Annotated in this window: 24 protein-coding genes; 7 read left to right on the top strand and 17 right to left on the bottom strand. The window is 58.7% G+C overall.

Going from position 1 to position 17,826, the window contains the following annotated elements:
• Positions 1–6: 6 nt before the first annotated feature.
• Entirely contained in the window at positions 7–1,029 is a 1,023-nt protein-coding gene (gene leuB, locus KR100_RS05815; RefSeq protein WP_239420445.1) for a 3-isopropylmalate dehydrogenase, read from the bottom strand.
• On the opposite strand from leuB, the gene KR100_RS16905 reads away from it, so the two are divergent.
• Positions 982–1,107: a hypothetical protein gene (locus KR100_RS16905; protein WP_255347509.1), complete on the top strand. Its 126-nt coding sequence runs from the start codon at positions 982–984 to the stop codon at positions 1,105–1,107. The two genes, leuB and KR100_RS16905, sit on opposite strands and share 48 nt — an antisense overlap.
• Before the next feature lie 2 nt (positions 1,108–1,109).
• On the opposite strand, the gene lpxD is transcribed toward KR100_RS16905, so the two are convergent.
• The 11 genes from lpxD to hisA form a co-directional block, all read right to left on the bottom strand.
• A complete protein-coding gene (gene lpxD, locus KR100_RS05810; protein ID WP_038543973.1) occupies positions 1,110–2,153 on the bottom strand; it encodes a UDP-3-O-(3-hydroxymyristoyl)glucosamine N-acyltransferase in 1,044 nt (347 codons plus the stop codon).
• Positions 2,154–2,195: 42 nt separating this feature from the next.
• Entirely contained in the window at positions 2,196–3,278 is a 1,083-nt protein-coding gene (proB, locus tag KR100_RS05805) for a glutamate 5-kinase (RefSeq protein ID WP_038543970.1), read from the bottom strand.
• Positions 3,275–3,796 (bottom strand): YqeG family HAD IIIA-type phosphatase, encoded by a 522-nt coding sequence (locus KR100_RS05800; protein WP_038543968.1) that lies wholly within the window; start codon positions 3,794–3,796, stop codon positions 3,275–3,277. The genes proB and KR100_RS05800 overlap by 4 nt, the downstream gene beginning before the upstream one ends.
• Positions 3,784–4,335, bottom strand: coding sequence for a DUF3727 domain-containing protein (locus KR100_RS05795; RefSeq protein WP_038543966.1), 552 nt, complete (start codon positions 4,333–4,335; stop codon positions 3,784–3,786). The genes KR100_RS05800 and KR100_RS05795 overlap by 13 nt, the downstream gene beginning before the upstream one ends.
• A gap of 21 nt (positions 4,336–4,356) precedes the next feature.
• Positions 4,357–4,830, bottom strand: a complete 474-nt coding sequence (gene ruvX / locus KR100_RS05790; RefSeq protein WP_038543964.1) for a Holliday junction resolvase RuvX — start codon at positions 4,828–4,830, stop codon at positions 4,357–4,359.
• A gap of 5 nt (positions 4,831–4,835) precedes the next feature.
• The gene (locus tag KR100_RS05785; protein WP_239420423.1) at positions 4,836–5,942 is read right to left on the bottom strand and encodes a hypothetical protein; all 1,107 of its coding nucleotides are present in this window, start codon (positions 5,940–5,942) and stop codon (positions 4,836–4,838) included.
• Complete coding sequence (locus tag KR100_RS05780; protein ID WP_156098152.1) at positions 5,899–7,059, bottom strand: F420-0:Gamma-glutamyl ligase; 1,161 nt, start codon at positions 7,057–7,059, stop codon at positions 5,899–5,901. Before KR100_RS05780 ends, KR100_RS05785 begins: the two co-directional genes overlap by 44 nt.
• 57 nt (positions 7,060–7,116) lie before the next feature.
• Positions 7,117–7,665 (bottom strand): thylakoid membrane photosystem I accumulation factor, encoded by a 549-nt coding sequence (locus KR100_RS05775; RefSeq protein WP_038543960.1) that lies wholly within the window; start codon positions 7,663–7,665, stop codon positions 7,117–7,119.
• A gap of 39 nt (positions 7,666–7,704) precedes the next feature.
• Positions 7,705–9,330: a DUF3685 domain-containing protein gene (locus KR100_RS05770; RefSeq protein WP_038543957.1), complete on the bottom strand. Its 1,626-nt coding sequence runs from the start codon at positions 9,328–9,330 to the stop codon at positions 7,705–7,707.
• A 61-nt stretch (positions 9,331–9,391) separates the two neighbouring features.
• Complete coding sequence (locus tag KR100_RS05765; RefSeq protein ID WP_038543955.1) at positions 9,392–9,793, bottom strand: Fur family transcriptional regulator; 402 nt, start codon at positions 9,791–9,793, stop codon at positions 9,392–9,394.
• A 103-nt stretch (positions 9,794–9,896) separates the two neighbouring features.
• Positions 9,897–10,664, bottom strand: coding sequence for a 1-(5-phosphoribosyl)-5-[(5-phosphoribosylamino)methylideneamino]imidazole-4-carboxamide isomerase (hisA, locus tag KR100_RS05760; RefSeq protein WP_038548070.1), 768 nt, complete (start codon positions 10,662–10,664; stop codon positions 9,897–9,899).
• Positions 10,665–10,950: 286 nt separating this feature from the next.
• Here hisA and KR100_RS15685 point away from each other — a divergent pair, with 286 nt between their 5' ends.
• Both KR100_RS15685 and KR100_RS16745 read left to right on the top strand, forming a co-directional pair.
• Positions 10,951–11,403 (top strand): hypothetical protein, encoded by a 453-nt coding sequence (locus tag KR100_RS15685; protein ID WP_162176487.1) that lies wholly within the window; start codon positions 10,951–10,953, stop codon positions 11,401–11,403.
• Between the two features lie 8 nt (positions 11,404–11,411).
• Positions 11,412–11,828: a hypothetical protein gene (locus tag KR100_RS16745; RefSeq protein ID WP_239420422.1), complete on the top strand. Its 417-nt coding sequence runs from the start codon at positions 11,412–11,414 to the stop codon at positions 11,826–11,828.
• A gap of 76 nt (positions 11,829–11,904) precedes the next feature.
• Here the strand turns inward: KR100_RS16745 and KR100_RS05750 are convergent, their stop codons facing one another.
• The 3 genes from KR100_RS05750 to KR100_RS16500 form a co-directional block, all read right to left on the bottom strand.
• Positions 11,905–12,207 carry a hypothetical protein gene (locus tag KR100_RS05750; RefSeq protein ID WP_038543953.1) on the bottom strand — a complete coding sequence of 101 codons (303 nt, stop codon included), beginning with the start codon at positions 12,205–12,207 and terminating at the stop codon, positions 11,905–11,907.
• A gap of 340 nt (positions 12,208–12,547) precedes the next feature.
• Positions 12,548–12,772: a hypothetical protein gene (locus KR100_RS05745; RefSeq protein WP_038543951.1), complete on the bottom strand. Its 225-nt coding sequence runs from the start codon at positions 12,770–12,772 to the stop codon at positions 12,548–12,550.
• 60 nt (positions 12,773–12,832) lie between these two features.
• On the bottom strand, positions 12,833–12,997 hold the full coding sequence (locus tag KR100_RS16500; protein WP_204207790.1) for a hypothetical protein: 165 nt from the start codon (positions 12,995–12,997) through the stop codon (positions 12,833–12,835).
• A gap of 188 nt (positions 12,998–13,185) precedes the next feature.
• Between KR100_RS16500 and KR100_RS05740 the strand changes: the two genes are divergently transcribed.
• The 3 genes from KR100_RS05740 to KR100_RS05730 all read left to right on the top strand — a co-directional run bounded on the left by KR100_RS05740 (position 13,186) and on the right by KR100_RS05730 (position 15,688).
• Positions 13,186–13,599: a hypothetical protein gene (locus KR100_RS05740; RefSeq protein ID WP_156097931.1), complete on the top strand. Its 414-nt coding sequence runs from the start codon at positions 13,186–13,188 to the stop codon at positions 13,597–13,599.
• Between the two features lie 84 nt (positions 13,600–13,683).
• Positions 13,684–13,881 carry a hypothetical protein gene (locus KR100_RS05735; RefSeq protein ID WP_156097930.1) on the top strand — a complete coding sequence of 66 codons (198 nt, stop codon included), beginning with the start codon at positions 13,684–13,686 and terminating at the stop codon, positions 13,879–13,881.
• A gap of 643 nt (positions 13,882–14,524) precedes the next feature.
• A complete protein-coding gene (locus KR100_RS05730; RefSeq protein WP_239420421.1) occupies positions 14,525–15,688 on the top strand; it encodes an acyltransferase in 1,164 nt (387 codons plus the stop codon).
• A gap of 40 nt (positions 15,689–15,728) precedes the next feature.
• On the opposite strand, the gene KR100_RS15680 is transcribed toward KR100_RS05730, so the two are convergent.
• Entirely contained in the window at positions 15,729–16,097 is a 369-nt protein-coding gene (locus tag KR100_RS15680) for a hypothetical protein (protein WP_156097929.1), read from the bottom strand.
• Positions 16,098–16,395: 298 nt separating this feature from the next.
• Between KR100_RS15680 and KR100_RS05725 the strand changes: the two genes are divergently transcribed.
• A complete protein-coding gene (locus KR100_RS05725; protein ID WP_038543943.1) occupies positions 16,396–17,316 on the top strand; it encodes an NAD-dependent epimerase/dehydratase family protein in 921 nt (306 codons plus the stop codon).
• Here KR100_RS05725 and KR100_RS05720 read toward each other — a convergent pair.
• Positions 17,285–17,821 (bottom strand): CDP-alcohol phosphatidyltransferase family protein, encoded by a 537-nt coding sequence (locus tag KR100_RS05720; RefSeq protein WP_038543941.1) that lies wholly within the window; start codon positions 17,819–17,821, stop codon positions 17,285–17,287. The genes KR100_RS05725 and KR100_RS05720 overlap by 32 nt on opposite strands.
• Between the last annotated feature and the right edge of the window lie 5 nt (positions 17,822–17,826).

The raw sequence follows: 17,826 nt of genomic DNA, 5'->3' as shown, positions 1-17,826 counted from the left end.
CCGGTCTCAAAGCGCCTTGAGCAGGTGATCGCCCATGGCGCTGCAGCCCACAGCCGTACACCCCTCAGAGAGCAGGTCACCCGTGCGGTATCCCTCTGCGAGCACTCGATCCACGGCCTGCTCCAACGCCTCAGCCGCCTCAGCCTGCTTAAGACCGATGCGCAGCATCATCGCTGCAGACAAGACCATCGCCATGGGATTCGCCTTGTCCTGTCCAGCGATATCCGGCGCTGAGCCGTGCACCGGCTCAAACAACCCCGGCCCATCGCTGCCCAGAGATGCCGATGGGAGCATGCCGATCGAACCAGTCAGCATCGCAGCCTCATCGCTGAGGATGTCACCGAAGAGATTGCCGGTGAGTAGGACATCGAACTGACGGGGATCGCGCACCAGCTGCATCGCCGCGTTGTCCACATACATGTGGCTCACATCGACACTGGCGTAAGCGAGGGCCATGGCATCCACACGGTCACGCCAGAGCTGGCTCACGTCGAGAACGTTCGCTTTGTCCACCGAGCACAACCGTCCACGCCGCTCCTGGGCGATCTCGAAGGCCACCTTGGCGATGCGATCCACTTCGCTGCCTGAATAGGTCATGGTGTTGAAGCCACGGATATCACCATCCGCTTCGATCCGGCCCTTGGGCTGCCCGAAATAAATCCCTCCCGTCAGTTCACGCACCACCATCAGATCGACACCCTCGATCACCTCAGGCCGAAGCGTGCTGGCCTCCATCAGGGCAGGAACGATCTTGACGGGACGCAGATTGGCGAACAGCTTCAGCCCTGAGCGCAGGGCCAGCAGACCGGATTCAGGACGTTTGCCCCGCGGGAGGCTGTCGAATCGAGGGCTGCCGATCGCCGCCAGCAACACGGCATCGGCAGCTCGACATGCCTCGAGAGTGGTAGCGGGCAATGGTTCCCCGGTGCCATCGATGGCAGCACCACCGATCAGCTGCTCATCAAACGTGAGGCTGAAACCATGCCGTTCGCTCACGGCCTCGAGAAGCCTGCGGGCAACAGCCGTGATCTCAGGGCCGATGCCATCACCAGACAGGAGAACGACACGGTGTTGAACCATGGAGAGGACCAACCGGACAGCCGCTGAGGCTACTGAGCGGTGCTGCGCTTCAACTCCCGAAGCAGCTTCGCCATCTCCGGAAGCTTGCTGAAGGCCGCTGAACAACGCAACCAGAGCCGATTGGGAATCGCTGGATAACCGCTGACGACCTCTCCAGCAGCGACTTCGCCATGGATCCCACTCTTGGAGCTGGCAATCGCACGATCACCGATCACCGCCCGATTGGCGACGCCAACCTGCCCCGCAAGGATCACTCCATGACCAAGCCTGGCCCCTCCGGCGATGCCCACCTGGGAGGCGAGGGCGCATCCACGGCCCATGGTCACGCCATGGCCAACCTGCACAAGATTGTCGATCTTGCTGCCGGCACCAATTCTGGTTTCCCCGACTGAAGGACGGTCGATGGTGCTGCCACAGCCCACCTCAACACCGTCTTCAAGAACCACCAGACCGGTCTGCGGCATCTTTCGCCAACCCTGGGCGGTTGGCACGAACCCGAATCCTTCCGACCCGACGACCGCATTGGAATGAACCACGCAGGCTCTGCCAAGCCTCGAGCCAGGGTGCAGAACAGCGTTGGCATGCAGTTCACAGTTCTCACCGACGATCACATCGTCGTAAATCACCACGCCGGGGTGGAGCACGCTGCCGGCGCCGATCCGACTGTCAGCCCCGACGCAGACACGAGGGCCAATGGACACCCCAGGCTCGATCACCGCGCGCTCATCCAGCACGGCACTGGCGTGAACCCCGGCCTGGGGACGACGACGTGGGTGCAACAGCTCCAGCGACTCGGCAAAAGCGAGACGGGGATCGGCAAGAACCGCGAAAGCCTGACCACGCTCCAGGGCGATGGCAATCAGGTCCTCCTGATCCGGCAACAACACGGCACCGACCGAACTGTTGCCGAGAGCAACGGTGAGAGCGTTGCCTTTCTCCAGAAAGCTGAGCTGATCAGAGCAGGCCTGATCGAGAGCAGCAGCGCTTGCGAGCCATGGATCTCCGGCCGCTTCAGCACGTTTGAGACCAGCCTGGCCCTGCTGCAGAGCCGTGATCAGTGTGCTGAAACGCATGGGATGGCGGAGTGGCGGCCGGATCGTAGAGGCGATGCAGGATCACGACCGATACTGATCACTCAGGACGAGTACATCGCGATGCACCACGACGGGTGACGCACCGTCCCTGACGGAAGCCTGCAGGGCCTGCTGCAGCTCATGGCTGGTCCGGGAGCAGAGGCCACGACCCAGCTCATTGCCCTCCGGATCACGAAGCGTGACCGGCTGGTTCGCTTCGAACTCCCCCCGGATACCGGTCAGGCCCACCTGCAGCAACGAGGCGCCCCGGTCACGGATCGCCCGGCAGGCTCCGTCATCAAGATGCAGTTCACCCACGGGCTGCAGCACATGGGCCAACCAGCTGCGCCGATTGCCAAGGGGGTGGCCGCTGGGATGGAAGACAGTGCCACCCCGCCCACCTTTGAGCAGCTGATCAAGACGTGACGCGTCACGTCCATCGGCCAAATGCACCGTGATTCCGCTCGCCGTGGCGATTCGTGCAGCCGCCAACTTGGTGGTCATCCCTCCGGTTCCCCAACGCCCCCCTTCGCCGGCAACAGCCTCAAGCTCCTGCAGTTCCCGGGGATGGCGAACATCCGGAATCGGTTGTGCGTGGGCATCCGTCCGAGGATCCGCCGAGTACAGACGATCCACATCGGTCAGCAGGATCAGCTGATCAGCGGTCACGGCTGCGGCCACCAGAGCCGAAAGGGTGTCGTTGTCCCCGAAGCGGAGTTCCGCCGGTGACAGCGCATCGTTCTCGTTGATGACGGGCATCACCCCCCACTCGAGCAACTGCATAAGCGTGCTTGACGCATTGGTGTAGCGGCGACGATCGGCAAGATCGGAACGGGTCAGCAACACCTGGGCCACGGAGATGCCGTGGCGGGCCATCGCCTGGTCGTAAAGGGCCATCAGGTGCCCCTGACCGATCGCTGCGGCTGCCTGCAGAGCAACCACCCGATCAGGACGCTGATCCAGCTGCAATTGCTGACAACCGAGACCGACGGCCCCACTGGTCACCAGGACAACCCGATCACCACGTTCGATGGCCGACGCAATGCAGTCGCAGTAGCCCTCAATAGCGGATGCAGCATCTCCCCGCAGCAGGCTTGTCCCCAGCTTCAACACCCACAGCGTCATGCCGCAGGCGCCCCCATCCAGCGGGCGAGCCGTCGTTCCAACCGCTGCACACCATCGTGATGGCACGGCGAGCCATCCTCACTGACGGGGCGCACCAGCACGGTGTAGAGACCAAGTCGATTGCCACACAGGACATCCGTGAACAATCGATCACCCACCATCGCCACCTGACGTGGATCCAGCGCAAGCTCAGCCATCACCCGGCGAAGGGCTCCCCGTCGGGGCTTGCCCGCACCACAGGTGAAGCTGAGCCCCAGCTGGTCAGCCACCGCTGAGATCCGGGCCCTTGATGGGTTGTTGCTGAACAGGTGCAGCGCCAGGCTGCTGCCGGCGTGCTGCATCCAGGCTCGAACACTGTCGGGGAGCCTCACATCACGACCGGGCAACAGGGTTCGATCGACGTCCACGACAGCAGCGCGGATGTCGCAGCCGATCAGATGCGACAACGGCAGATGGGCGATCGTGAGCCCCGGTTCCCAATCGGGATGCAGCCAGTGCTGGGGACTCAATCCGGCCATTCGCGTTCATCCAGTTCCGCCTCGATGCGGGGCTGAATCCGATCAAAATCCTCACCCTCCACCAGCTCCGCCTGTCCATCGACCATGCGAGCCACAACGAAGAAGGGATCGAGAGGGATGTAAAGACCGTATTCCCCCTTCTCCACCATGAAACTCACCAGCAACTCGTAGGTCTCCGATTCCTCGTCCGCCTCATCCTCTTCCTCATCCTCCAGATCCTCCGGATCGGGTTCATCCAGCTCTCCGCTCACCGTCAGCGTCACCGCCGAACGCACCAGGGTGAGGTCATGTTCCTGCAGCACCACATCCGCCACCGAAAGGATCGGTTCACTGCTGGTGATGGTGGTGATCGGTTCCGGCTCATCACCATCCTTGAGGCGGAACAGGGACACCGGCGTGTCCACGGGGGTCAGCAGGGCGTAGTCGCTGCCATCGAGAGGAATGAGCTGCTCAAGGAAACAGAGCAGATCACGGCCTTCCGCATCACGGACCAGCACGGTCGGAACGTCGCCACTGCCACTGGGCCCTGAATCGCGCATGGGACCAAATCCTCGGTCGCTTCAGGATCCACCATGATCGAATTCCACGCCCGGGGTAGGGGCCGCCGAATCGACCGGTTTGAGGGAAGGGCCTTCGCGTAGCCACTGTTCCAGCAGAAGGGCGGCAGCAGCACTGTCGAGGCGGCCGCTGCGATCACCTGACAATCCATGGCGTTCCCCTGCTGCCCAGGTGCTGCTGTGCTCGTTCACCCAGGCCAGGGGCAGCTTCAACGCTGCAGCGAGCCGAAGTCCATAACGGCGACAGTGAACGGCCTGAGCCGTCGGAGCTCCAGCGGCATCAAGGGGAAGCCCAACCACCAGACCCCGCACCAGTCGGTTCGTGCAATGGGCCACCAGCACTTCAAAATCCTCCTGGAAGCGGCCGCGATGCAACGGCGGCAACGGCGTCACCGTGATTCCAAGCGGATCGCATCCGGCCAAGCCAATCCTGCGACGGCCAACATCGAGGCTGAGAACGGAACAAGGAGCCTGCAAAGCCGTCAGCGCCGACCCAGGCTTGGGGTCGGGAGGGGAGCCTGCCCAGGGCGAAGCCGGCTGAACACCTGACCGAGCGGCCGTACAAGCTGCAGATTGCGGGGACTGGTCTGCCGCCTCCACATGCTGCGGCCCAGAAGCAACTGCTCGTCGCCTCGTTGCCAGCCCTCGGCCAGCAGCACGTCGGAGAGAGGCTCGTCCTCCAGTGCAGTGATCAACATCGAGGGGCTGGCGTCCCGCTGAATACGTTTCAGCAAGGCGGGAAGCGCCTCTTCCAAACGCGGATCCCAGGCCAGGTCGCGCAACAGCTCGAGTTGATCCCCACGACCGCCCTCTCCCAGCTGCAGGCAGCCGGCCAGAACAGCATCCTCAGCCAGAAGCACCCCACAACCTGGGCCGGTGCGATCGAGCAGATCAAGCCAGTGACGATCAGTGATCTGACGAAGGTGACTGAAACTGCCCCCCAGCTCGATCGGCCAGAGCAACTGGGCCGTGCGGCGGTTGATCGCCTGCCAACTCAGACCCTCGGGCAGGTCGGGATCCGCAACGGCTGCTGAGCAGGAATCGGGGGGATGCCAGGCCTGAAGGGAACGCAGCGGCTGAAATCCGAGTTCGCGCATCAATGCAACGCGATCGGCATCGGCGACAGGGCAACGGACAACCCAGCTGCGCACGAGCGGGCTTCCCAGCTGAAGAGCCTGCTGAAGCAGGTTGAGCTGGATGTTACGAACACTGCAGGTCGTTGACGAGGACAGGACTTCCGGCACCTGCACCGACCAGCAGCTACCGCGCCGGTTGTAGGGCCGCACCACGACAGCGGCGACCAGATGCATGTCCTCGAGAGCGACAAGACAGCGAGGTGAGCGACTGGGCAACAGATCCGGAAAACGCTGTTCAATCCGAGCAAGCCAATCGCCCAGCAGCGCCGCCTGCAGCCGTGACAGCTGACCGGCCTCGGACGACATCTGCAGTTGCTGCAGGTGACGAATCGCAAGCGGTTCGATTTTCAGGGTCGGAGGAGCGTTCAGATCCAGATCACCCTCCATCGCAATGGGTTCAATGTATCGCTCAGGCAATGCCGGGGCGGACGAGCACAAGAGGGGTTCGTTCATTGGCATTGCCGGCTGGATTCGGACGCAGTGCACGCTGCAGAAGCTCCTCATCGCAACCGCGGCTGGAGGCCAGCACCTTGACGCGACCGAGATCGTTGACGTCAACAATCGCAACGGCAACCCCAAGCTCCATCGCCGCTCTGTAACAGAGAGCCTCCGGCTCATCCGGGCCGAGAACGATCGTCTGGTCGTAGGGAGGCGTGGTGCCGGTGATGTCGTCGATGAGACGGGCCTGATCTCCCGCCAGCCGGTAGAAGCCCCCGGGAATCCCCACCAACTTGAGCAACAGGCCAGCGATCCAGGCAACGAGAACGCGGGTGGGGCCAACAAGGTCGATCAGGGTTTGCAAGCCGCAGGCCGTGGCGAGGCTGCTGGTGGGATGAAACACCCGACAGAGAAGGCGCGCCACCATTCCCGGCTGCACTTCGCTCGGGTGGCGGTAACGGCTCTGAATCACAGCCACCGGCGTCTCACCGATCGTGAGGACATCTCCAGGCTGGAGAAGATCGGAGGCGTAGGTCCGAAGAACGTCGATCGGATCATCAAGGGAGCCGAGCAGATGGGTACGCAGGGGCAGAACCCGACATCCGTCACCGACGCGGAACTCGGCGTTTGCGGCTGACAGCGGCTGCGGCCGTTTGAGCGAAACGAGAAGCCCCTGACGACGCGCGAGACGTCCGAACGGCCCGTAATTGATCCAGTGCACATCAGCCCAGAGGCTGTCGAATCGATCCAGTGGATTCGTCCCAGATGGATCACGAAGGGTGATGGTGACTCTGGCGCGGGTCGACTTGCGACCTTTCACGATGTAGGCAGCCCAGTAACCATCTGCCCTGCTGTCCTCATCGGGGTGGTCTGCCTCGATGGATGTCGTCACCTGAAGCTGGCTTGGAGCCGCCTTGCCCAACAAAACAGGATCCACCCGCAGTTCCGGCACGAACACCTCCATACGGCGATGGGGATTGCTGATCTCCAGCACACCCAAGACGCGCACCTCGCTGCCGAGGGGCACCACCGTCCAGTCGAACGCGCGCATGGTGAGGGGCGAAGCGGGCCGCAGGCGATGGCGCAGCTCAATCCAGGCCACGGCAAGGCCGAGCAGGAGCAGGAGGATCAGCACAACCACAGGAGCGTTCGGCCAACAGCCGTCAAAACCGGCGGCAGCGTAGGCGGCTCAGCCAGGGACCACCTCCACCTCAATGTTCACTTCGTTGAAGTTGCCACCTGGATTGACAGCTTGCAGCTCTGGGGCAGGCAACCCTGTGGCTTGGCTGATGGCCTCATTGATGACGTCGAGAGGCACCTGCCCAGCCCGGTCGAGCAGGACGTATCCATCCGGTCCGATCACCACCACCTGCGGAATTTCTCCCTTCCAATAGGTGGCGGGATCCTGCGGGCCATTCGGGCGACGCCCCTGTAGGGGGTCAATCGTCAAAGGCAACAACTCGATGTTGCGGAGCCACAGCCGCTGCAACTCAGACACCACTGGGGCAAAGCGTTTGCAGTCGGCACTGTCATCCAGATAAAACACCAGCACACTGGTCCGTCCGGCCTCGAGTGCATCAGCGAGGGTCCCAGCCGGTGGAACCAGCGATCCATTGCCCGCGTACAACGCGTAGATATTGCCGTCGTAACTGTTGCTGTCCCGAGCAGCGCCAACCGGAGAGGCCAGCAGCAACAGGGACAGACAAACACTGATCAGTGCAGAGACCAGAAAGGCCATGGGAGGTTGCTGCAAGCGACCATCCTGACTGCTGGCAGTTCAGCCGCGTCCCAGGCTGCGTCCCATTCCTTGGGCGATTCCACGGCCGATCAGACCGATGGCTCGGCCGACCACCTGCGTCAGCAGCACCACCATTAGATCGCCGAAACGCCTGACCAAGGCCTGAACCTGGGGCGCGAGGGCATCGCGGGTCTCCACGAGCAACGCCACCTGTCGCGGCCACCAGCCCAGTTGATTCAGTTCCTGATCACGGGGCTCCGTGAGTTGCAATGGCTCGATCTGTCCATGCCGGAGCTGGAACAAGGTGCGACGGCTTTCGTAGAGCTGAATCGGCCGCTCGATCCAATCAGCAATGCGTAGCTGGGTGTTCAGCCTGTTCCGCAGTCGCTCCAGCTCCCTGGTGGACACCAGGGCATCCCGCAACATGTAACGACGCAACTCCGGCCAGTTTCCGCAGGCATCAAGGAGCTCAGCGCCGATCAATTCAGCGGTTCTCACCAGCCAGTTGCTCACCAGGGTTTCCAGCTGCAGCAGTGCCCGGGGGTCATCAGCGGGCAGGAGCTGGCCATTGACGAGCACCGGCTGATTCACCAGCAAAGGCGTCAACATGCTGCTGGCATCAGGCAGTTCATCGTCTGTTCCGTTGAGATCGGCCTGTGCGAGCAGCTGATCGGCGACCGGCAACAGCTCATCACCCTGGGGCAGCTGCACGTAGCGACCGGCCACACATGTCAGGGCCTGACGACGAAGTTCCGGCTGCAGGGAGATCCAGGCCTGAGCAAACAACCGTGAGTCGTCGCCACAGCGGAGTTCGTCGAGCACCTGATCGAGTTGCTGCAGAAGAGCCAACAGAAGATCGCGACGACGCTCCGGGTTGAGCCCGTCGATGGCCAGCAAGCGGCCGGTGGCATTGGTCAGGCCGCTCTGAACGGACGTATCCAAACGCTCCCGGATGGCGGTCCAGACAGCCACTGCGCTGCGTTCCTGCAAGGTGATCGCTGTCGAATCGTCGACACCATCGGCGGGGTCGGGCACGGACTGCAGCGACACGGGATCGTCGAATCCCAGCTGAAGCGGCCCCCACAGCCAGAGCAGAAACGATCGGGCGCAGCGAAGCTCGCGGCAACGACCTTCCAGCATCAGCCGCAACAGCGGATGCTCCGGCGGGGGCGTCAGCATGCTGGTCATGACCCGCAGATCGTCGCTGATCTGTTGCAGGCCGTTGATCAGCAGCCACTGGCCGAACCCCATGGCCGCGGGCGTCTCGGTGCGTCCGGTTTCTCCCGAGTGAATCTCCACAACGCGGCCACCACCGATCAGGGTTTTGATCGCCGCTTGAAGCGTGGCCACCGAGCTGTTCTGCAGAAGGCCTGACGCCGGCACGGTCAGGAGATCATCACGACTGACTGGAACCTTGGGAGGCAACAGCAACAGAAGCGGAGAGGGAGTCCAGCGCTCCTGAAGCAGTAACGCTTCGCGTCGGATGGCACTGAAACTCGCGATTGCATCGATCGACCAGATCACAAGGGCTGGATGTCCCCTGAGTTGATCGGCCTGCAGAAACACCTCGAGCTCCTCATCGGCTGCAGTGAGCTGCAACGCAAGCGATTCACCCAGTAGGACCGGTGCCAGAAGAAGAATCCTCACCGGTTTGGAGGCAGCCAAGGGGCAGTCCGAGCAGGTCAGACCGTCAAGGTAACGAGCCTCTGCTCAATCCTCCAGGGTGTTACGTCTCCAGAGTGCGGCGTCCGTTGAGTTGAAGGGTGTAGGACTCGATATGAAAACCGGTGCGTCGTTCGATCTGCTCCAGGAGATCCGGCGGCAACTCCACATCGATGTCTTCGATCAAGCCACTGTCCAGACAGGTGAGATGACTGTGGGGGTCGCTGCGGTAGCCGTAGAGCCGTCCATTGGCGCGATCGAGACACTCGATCACTCCTGCGGACTGGAGCGCTTCAAGGTTCTGGTAGACGGAGGTGTGTCCAATGCTGCGGCCACGGGCGTTCAGTTTTTCGAAAATGTCGCGTGCGCTCAGATGACTACGTTCACTCCAGAGCAGATCAAGCACCATGCGGCGCTGACGACTCAATCGCATTCCAAGGGTTCGGCAACGCTCGAACACCTCCATCAACCCCTGATTGAGAGCTGCCGATGCTGATGTTGAGGTCTGACGCGATACCACAGAGGGGATCTCGATGACATCACCTTAAAACGTTTCGCCAATGGAAGCTTCAGGCCAGGTCAGCCCACTGGCCCGTGACATCCTGCAGGCGATCCTCGGCGAGGGCACGAATCGCCTCGGACAGATCGACGCGACCGTCATACAGCGCTCGTCCGACGATCACTCCGGACACCCCAAGGGGCTCGAGGGCCAGAAGCGACAGCAGATCGGCCATGCAGCCGATCCCACCCGAAGCGATCACAGGAACATGGCTGGCTTCGGCCATCTCGCGAAGGGCCGTCAGATTCGGACCCGCAAGGGTGCCATCGGTGGCGATGTCCGTGCTGACGATCGCAGCCAGGTTTTCACTGCTGAACAGGCGAGCCAGATCGGTAGCCAACACATCGCTTTGCTCAAGCCAGCCGCGGGTCGCGACCCGACCATTGTTGGCATCGATCCCGACCACAATCCTGCCTGGATGGAGCGCTGACAACTCACGCACCAAATCGGGCTGTTCAATGGCCACGGTGCCGAGAATCACGCGATCGAGGCCGCAGGCAAGCAACTCCTGAGCTCGCTGCCGTGAACGCACGCCTCCGCCGAGCTGCACGGGGATGTCGAGAGCCGCTGTGATGGCGCGAACGGCTGCATCGTTCACAGGCTCACCCCGCTTGGCACCGTCGAGATCAACCAGGTGAAGTCGCGAGGCACCCTGCTGCTGCCATCGCATGGCCTGGTCGACGGGATCATCACTGAAGCGAGTCACCTGCTCGTAATCCCCCTGATGAAGGCGGACACAAGCACCATCGAGCAGGTCGATGGCAGGGATGATCTCCATAACCGGCTTACAGGAGAGCATCCATCCTGCAGGGCCATGCTTCAAGCGACCGGATTGGCTTCGGTCGAGCATGACGAACACGGTGAGGGGAACCAAGGCAGCCAGGCCATGCGTTTCATTCAACTGAGCAGATCAATGGCAATCAGCAGGTCAAGATCAAGACTGTTCCTTCGGGATTAAGCGTGTTGGACAGAGGCAACTAAGTCACCGTTATCTGTCAGCGGAGAAACCGTCAGTTGAAAATCCGTCGTAAGACAATCCGTTCGGGATGGTTCATGTAATCTAGTTGCAGGCAGCACGTGACGAACAAAAAAGATCCATGAACGATGTCATCAAAACAACATTTCTCTTATCGCTTGGAGTAGTGACGTTCAGTCATTGCATGATCAATCCACATCGTGCTTTGGCTTACCCAGGCGATCGCCCCCTTGACGGTTCAGTCGACGCACTATGTCAATACGGAGGGGAGCGTCCAAACTATTGCAAAGTCAAAGTCGATCGACAAAGCAATGCCTTTCATCTCTGGTCGCCACCAGGCGTAGAGGGGGCCTTGCTACGCACATTTACGACAACCTGTTTTCGCAAAGGCTGTTCAATCGTCGGACCAGACTTTGGATATGTTCAAGGCCCGGAAAAATACCGTATCCTTGAGTTTAATGACCGAAAAATAAGGTTCATTTCGAATGGTAATGGGCAAAATCCTCCGATTGAGCAAGACATCAAAATTCTTGACCGATGACAATCTAATTGATCGCCTCAACACGCAATCCATCCAGACACAGGCCGATCGTTTCACGAAAGATCCACAATCAGACCATCACTGTGGTCATGATGAATATCACTCCTTCCATCGTGACCTTGCAATCTGATCGATCCATGACGGACCATGCGCTCAACCAGTTGCTGCAAGTGCTGGCGCCAGGCCAGGCTCAACAAACCGCTGCCATGGCCGGCGATCCTGGCGCACGACTGACCCGGTGTATGGAGCTGTTGAAAGCGCATGTATCAGAAGCAGCCTCGTTGATCGCAGATTGCGTGCCGCATGGTCGACAAATGCTGACCGAGTCGCAAAACAAACTGGAATGCCTCGAAAGCCTGAAGCAATTGGAGATTGCTGTGCTGACTTCGCAGAGCACGGCAGACAAGCTGCTTGAAAATACCTAGATTGTTTTCACCATAATGTTCACCATCGCCGAACCTGTTAAGAGCCAACCGAACAAACTCTAATCGATAGACTAAATCAATAGATTACAAGACAGACCAGATAGATGAGAAGCGACACACCGAAGACAGAAATTCCGACGGACGTTTTTATTCTCATCCATTTTTTATCCCATTTATAAGGAGCCATCACCAGGATGGAAAAGAGTGTTGACGCTGCATACAACACCAAGGTGTGTTTCGGTTGCTCCCTTGCCATCAAAAGAACAATGCCATGCCATAAAAATATCAACATCGATGTGTACGAAGAGATGGCACCAATGTTGTAAAGCAGTTCTTTCCTTTTTATCAGCTGCTTGGACAGAGTCTCAGAGATCGCCACCCTGGGTACAGCGTTGATTAATGCATCATACTCAGAAAACCGCGATTATCAATGATCTGAACAGCTAACGGACTGTTTCGTGACATGTTTCCAAGAGATAACAGCAGAATCAGAATGATGACTCCGTCGATTGGTTTGCAACAAAGCTATGCCCATTGAGGACCCTGACCATCTTGAGGTCGAGGTCGAGACTCTCAAACGCAAGCACTGTCACTCCGCTGCAACTGCAACAGCTGCATGAACGCACTCCACTCACCGAACGCTGGAGGTGGTTCTTGATCGACAAGCTTCACCGGGGAAGCCAACGCTGAAGACCAATCACGTCCAACCAACCCAGCAGTTACTTCTGTCCCCAGTCAAAACCAAAACGTTTTGCCGCGGAAGCTTCCATCTCCTTGCGAATCTGCTGCATTGCCTCACGAGCAAATGCTTTCTCATTCTCCTGAGCGGTAATAATCTGCTTTGTGAGCGCTCGTAGTTTTTCAATATCCTCGCAGTAATCAATCTCCCTGAATGCAGCTTCCAGATGGAAGCGTTGTTCCATTGACAAACGATGCTTGGTCATCAGTTAAAAGGGATAGAAAACAGCCCAGGAATTAGACCTGGGCTAATGATTGTGCAACGATCAGGCTGCGGAAATACTGAACGGTGCAGCGGGGAAACTTGTCGGCATTGGATCAGCTTCCCCTGAAGCAAGGGCTTTGGCGCGACGATACATGTCACTGTTGGTTGCACCCTGTGCTTCCATCGCCGCAGCGACGACAGCCCAATTGCGGATCTCAGTTGTCATGCGCTTATGAAGAAATGACTGTTTAACTTTCGCGAGACCAACGGCTGACTGCGAGGTGGGAAGCCGCCCGCAAACCGAACAACAATTGCAATCAAAGACTGGTAAAGCTACCTGATGGCCAACTATCACAGGCCCGACGGCGCCTGTGATGGCAAAGGTTGTCTTGATTGATGATCTGTGCCTCGCGGATGGATACCGCCGTGACTACAGAGGTCGATGATTTTAGACGTTATTCAATTGATGCCTTTAAAAGCGGCAGAAGATCAGCAAGGATTCGATCTTGCCACCGACAGGAAAACTCAGGCAACGGTGGATGCGGATTGTTCGTCGCGATTGCAAGTGAAGTGGAACAAGTGATGATGGATAGCCCCCAAAACCTTTACTCGCTGTTCCTTGATTCTTCAATCAAGGATCACAAGGCCATCCTTTCACCAGCACATCTCCATTCCCAGCGGGGAGCTTGGCAACAGTTGTTGAACAAAGGGCAACAGGGCGTCCTGTCGATCCGTCAGACAATCGTTCATGAATGGCTTTCAGCCAGCGAACTGCATCCCCAAGGAGGGTGGAAAGGCCGGGTGCCCAAGGAATCGAAGGCGTTGTGAGAGAGATCACAGTCCGGGGTGAGAGAGATCGAGCCCCTCTCAACTGACTTCAGCGACCGTTGAAATCAGTTGATCGTGATCCCCATGACCATTCGACCTCTCGCTTTCCTAGCCGTGTTCTGCTCCACCACCCTGGTGTCAGGCTGTGTGGGATCCATGGCTTACGAAGACAATCACGTGCTGCCCTGCGACGGCGAATCCGTCCAGACGGTGAGCCAGTGCGTGGGCGCAATCTCAGCCTTGAAATATTCCACAGAGAGGTACCGGACCATCGCCAAATGACGGCCGCTCCAACTCAGTTCAGCACGAGCTGCCAATGCCCTGGCAGCTTCAAGCCCTGGATCTACAGGATCATGCCAAAACGGCAGGTGGTGTGTTCACGGGAGAGATCCAAAAGCTCCCCCGGAGTCGACGGCTGCTCTCATCGAACACTCAGGAAACACTTGCCTGGTGCCAGTGCTTGCAAATCGACAACGTGTGATCGTTGGATCGCGGTGCGAGAGCCTCACAATCCACGCACACGATGGACACTCGTTCCACAAAGAGGAAACATTTTAAAAAGTCCGATTTCTCACAAATGAAGGCAGACATCAAGAAGCCTTCGATCCCTATCAGTCATCAATCGGTTCGGGAAGCCTGATGCCTAAAACACAAGGCTGAAAGCAATACAAGACCCTACGGGGAAAAGCAGGGGGCGTTGATTGTCGCTGTCCATCTCCCGACAAAACCTCACACACACGACCCCGCCAGCTATGGCGGGGCTTTTCATGCAATTCAGATGTTTCTCCCTCAATGCAGGTTCCGCGGGAGATCATGCACGCCATTGAGTGATGCCATTCCTCGAGTCACTCAATTGACTTTGTGATCGACATGATTCACTCAGATCTCAGGCAGATGTCACCCATCTCGAGAGGCAAGACTGTGAATGTCTGGCGAGACTGGTCCTATGACATACCAACAAATCAGCACCCATAAACGAGTGCTTTTCTTTGATCAGATCAAGGCGTTTATGGTCGCGCTCGTCATCATCGTGCATGTCCCAGCAGCATTCAGCGGGATGGGCTGGCATGGTGTCCGTATCCCGATTGAGTCTGCAGATCCATTCTTTCCAGTTGCAGGTGGTTTGTTGTTCAGTTTCTGCAACTCGTTCTTCATGTGTATGTTATTTCTGCTCTCGGGATATTTCGTCCCGCGTTCAGTCCATAACAAGGGCATCAAGCGTTACCTCAAAGCTCGCATCCTGCGTTTAGGCGTTCCCTTCATCATTGGCCTGCTGCTGATCAACAACACCTCGGTGCTGTTTGGAAGCCTTTCCCCTGAAAGCCCTCTGGCGCCATTGCCCTGGGACGACATCCCATTCAATCGGGTGGGGGTGCTGTGGTTTCTGGTTGTTCTTTTTAGCTTCGATTTGCTCTATTGCGCATGGATTGCTCTGCGAGGGAATCACTTCTCTGTCGACACAACTGTGCCCACTCCCCAGCTGCGCTCATGGCTGGCCAGCGCCATCGTCCTCGGGATTCTTGAGGTCTTGATGGCGACGCAGACTGAGCTCTGGGCTGCTCTGATCCGTTCGCCGCTTAATGGCCTTGGCTACCAGGGCATACACATTTTCTCTTATACCTTCTTGTTCTTTCTGGGGTGCAAGGCATCACATCATCACTGGCTGGAGCAACTCAACGCCCATTTGGTTGTTCGGTGGTTTCGGTTCTCCGTCGCATTGGTTTTATGCATGGCAACCATCACGTTGGTGCTGATCTTCAACGGCAGCATCGCCACTGAGGGCAACAAACTCTATGGCCTAACCGCACTGCTGTACCCCACAGTCGGTTGGGGAATGATCAGCTATCTGTTGTTATGGTTCCAGCGGAATGAACATCGCTGCGGCCGGTGGTTAGCCACCGCAGGAGTCGACAGCTACGGGGCCTACATCATTCATCCACTGGTGCTCGTGATGGTGCTCTGGGCCATTGGTTTCTTTGGCCTCAATCACTGGCTGGTTGCACTGGCAACATCAGCACTGGGAGTCATCATCTCATTCGGAATCACCAATCAGACCAGGCGAATTCCAACGGTCGCCAGGATCCTCTAGGTCACAAATCGGCTGCCTTCCGCCCATCATTTGCAGACAATCAACGTGAATCCACCAACGCTGATGTCATGGCCGGCTTGGCCTTGTTGGACATTTTGATGGTGATGCCCCTGCCTGGATGAATTTCCCGCATGGCGTTTCGACCACCAAAAGGAATCATGAATTCAACATGTTGACTGCGATCAGAGGCTTCAGATACTCCTTTATGGATCTGCTCTGAGCAAGAATCATAACAGGACTGGGAGGACTTGGTGGGTGGATTGTGGCCGAAAGAAATCCTGTCGCATGCCCAGAATCTCTCACACGCGCGCGTCTTCAATCGAACGCATTTGCCAAACAAGACGGTCATCTGAAGATGCCAAGAATTGGACGCAAGGTTCTTGAACTTTTCAGTCCGCCATCGATCCATCTAGACATCAACCTCATACACCTTTCAAAATGAAGGTCCATTCAAAACATGGGCTGCAATCCGGTATTGATGACAGACATTATGTCCGGCTATTGCATTTTGCATGGCTTGCAAAGGTGTCAATGAAAGCCATGAAAAGTACTCAGCCAATATGTTCAAATGCAACGTTGATCACGGTGCAATCAATTCGAGATTGTCATCGCTCTGGCGATCAATGCATTATCCGGGTCGGCAGACGATGAGCCAACCTGGCCCTGCTGTCGCTGCACCTGCGCAGGTCGTTCTCGAGGCTTGATTCATGAAGATTCTGGTGATGGGCGGAACCCGTTTTGTGGGCAAGCCCCTGGTGGCGCGTCTGCAGGCTCAGGGCCATCAGCTCACCCTGTTCACCCGCGGAACAAACGCCGTCCCGGAGGGTGTGGAGCACCTCTGCGGTGACCGCAGCAGCGATGACGATCTGGCAGCACTGCAGGGACAGCGTTACGACGTCATCGTCGACAGTTCCGGGCGCAAACTCGACGACAGTCGCCGCGTGCTGGCGATCACCGGCGCACCCAACCACCGTTTCGTCTACGTGAGCTCCGCTGGGGTCTACGCCACCTCAGAGCTCTGGCCCCTGACGGAAGCCAGCCCCACCGACCCCCAGAGCCGCCATGCCGGCAAGGCGGAAACGGAAACCTGGCTTCGCTCCGAAGGGATTCCCTTCACGAGCTTCCGTCCCACCTACATCTTTGGACCTGGGAATTACAACCCGATCGAGCGCTGGTTTTTCGATCGAATCGTGAACGACCGACCTGTTCCACTGCCGGGAGATGGCAGCACCATCACCCAGCTCGGTCATGTGGAGGATCTTGCGGAAGCCATGGCCCGCTGCCTCGATGTCGAGACGTCGGCCAATCGCATCTACAACTGCTCCGGGAGCCAGGGCGTCAGCTTCAAAGGGCTGATCCAAGCGGCAGCCGTGGCCTGTGGCAAACATCCGGATGCGATTCAAATGCGGTCGTTCGACCCCTCTGACCTTGATCCGAAGGCTCGCAAGGCGTTTCCGCTGCGTCTCAGCCATTTCCTCACCGACATCACCCGCGTCCAACGCGAACTGGCCTGGCAGCCCAGCTTTGATCTGGCGTCAGGGTTGGCGGACAGCTACCGGAATGATTACGCCCTCAACCCAACCAAAGACCCTGATTTCAGTTCGGACGCGAAGCTGATCGGGGCTTGAGGTAAGCCACGGCTGAGGTCATCGCCAACAGCAGCGATGGCCAGAACAACCACCAGCCCACGGTCACGAGCACGGCGTGCCCAATCCAGAGCGGAGGCCAGAGCAGCAGCAGCAAGGACACGAACTGCAGAATCGTCTTGGCCTTCCCAACGAGTGAGGCAGGAGCACCGTCCTTGGCCTGGGAACGCCATCCGGAGATCAGAAGTTCGCGTGCCAGCAGCAACCAGATCGCCCAGAGCGGCAAGGCTCCTGTTGAAGCCAGCCACACGAGGGGCGCCGCAATCAGCACCTTGTCCGTGAGTGGGTCAAGACGAGCTCCCCAGCTGGAGCCTCCACCGGCTCGGCGCGCCAGCCAGCCATCGGCGGCATCGCTCATGCCAGCCAGCAACAGCAGCCACCAGGCCAATCCAGACCAGCCCGCCTGGAACGCCAGGATCAATGGCAAGCCGACCAACGCCCTCGCCACGGTGAGGCCATTGGCTGTCGAGCGAAGCAGGGATGCCAACAGCG

Origin of the sequence: Synechococcus sp. KORDI-100 (assembly GCF_000737535.1) — a bacterium.
Taxonomy (GTDB): Bacteria; Cyanobacteriota; Cyanobacteriia; order PCC-6307; family Cyanobiaceae; genus Parasynechococcus.
The sequence above is the reverse complement of the archived record's forward strand: the minus strand, read 5'-3'. Positions and strand labels throughout refer to the sequence as shown.

Coding starts and splice junctions, on each gene's coding strand:
- KR100_RS16905 (WP_255347509.1), top strand. CDS start 982: ATGCCGTTCGCTCACGGCCTCGAGAAGCCTGCGGGCAACAGCCGTGAT.
- lpxD (WP_038543973.1), bottom strand. CDS start 2,153: ATGCGTTTCAGCACACTGATCACGGCTCTGCAGCAGGGCCAGGCTGGT.
- proB (WP_038543970.1), bottom strand. CDS start 3,278: ATGACGCTGTGGGTGTTGAAGCTGGGGACAAGCCTGCTGCGGGGAGAT.
- KR100_RS05800 (WP_038543968.1), bottom strand. CDS start 3,796: ATGGCCGGATTGAGTCCCCAGCACTGGCTGCATCCCGATTGGGAACCG.
- KR100_RS05795 (WP_038543966.1), bottom strand. CDS start 4,335: ATGCGCGATTCAGGGCCCAGTGGCAGTGGCGACGTTCCGACCGTGCTG.
- KR100_RS05785 (WP_239420423.1), bottom strand. CDS start 5,942: ATGAACGAACCCCTCTTGTGCTCGTCCGCCCCGGCATTGCCTGAGCGA.
- KR100_RS05775 (WP_038543960.1), bottom strand. CDS start 7,665: ATGGCCTTTCTGGTCTCTGCACTGATCAGTGTTTGTCTGTCCCTGTTG.
- KR100_RS05765 (WP_038543955.1), bottom strand. CDS start 9,793: ATGGAGGTGTTCGAGCGTTGCCGAACCCTTGGAATGCGATTGAGTCGT.
- hisA (WP_038548070.1), bottom strand. CDS start 10,664: ATGGAGATCATCCCTGCCATCGACCTGCTCGATGGTGCTTGTGTCCGC.
- KR100_RS05745 (WP_038543951.1), bottom strand. CDS start 12,772: ATGACCAAGCATCGTTTGTCAATGGAACAACGCTTCCATCTGGAAGCT.
- KR100_RS16500 (WP_204207790.1), bottom strand. CDS start 12,997: ATGACAACTGAGATCCGCAATTGGGCTGTCGTCGCTGCGGCGATGGAA.
- KR100_RS05740 (WP_156097931.1), top strand. CDS start 13,186: ATGGATACCGCCGTGACTACAGAGGTCGATGATTTTAGACGTTATTCA.
- KR100_RS05735 (WP_156097930.1), top strand. CDS start 13,684: ATGACCATTCGACCTCTCGCTTTCCTAGCCGTGTTCTGCTCCACCACC.
- KR100_RS05730 (WP_239420421.1), top strand. CDS start 14,525: ATGTCTGGCGAGACTGGTCCTATGACATACCAACAAATCAGCACCCAT.
- KR100_RS15680 (WP_156097929.1), bottom strand. CDS start 16,097: ATGGATCGATGGCGGACTGAAAAGTTCAAGAACCTTGCGTCCAATTCT.
- KR100_RS05725 (WP_038543943.1), top strand. CDS start 16,396: ATGAAGATTCTGGTGATGGGCGGAACCCGTTTTGTGGGCAAGCCCCTG.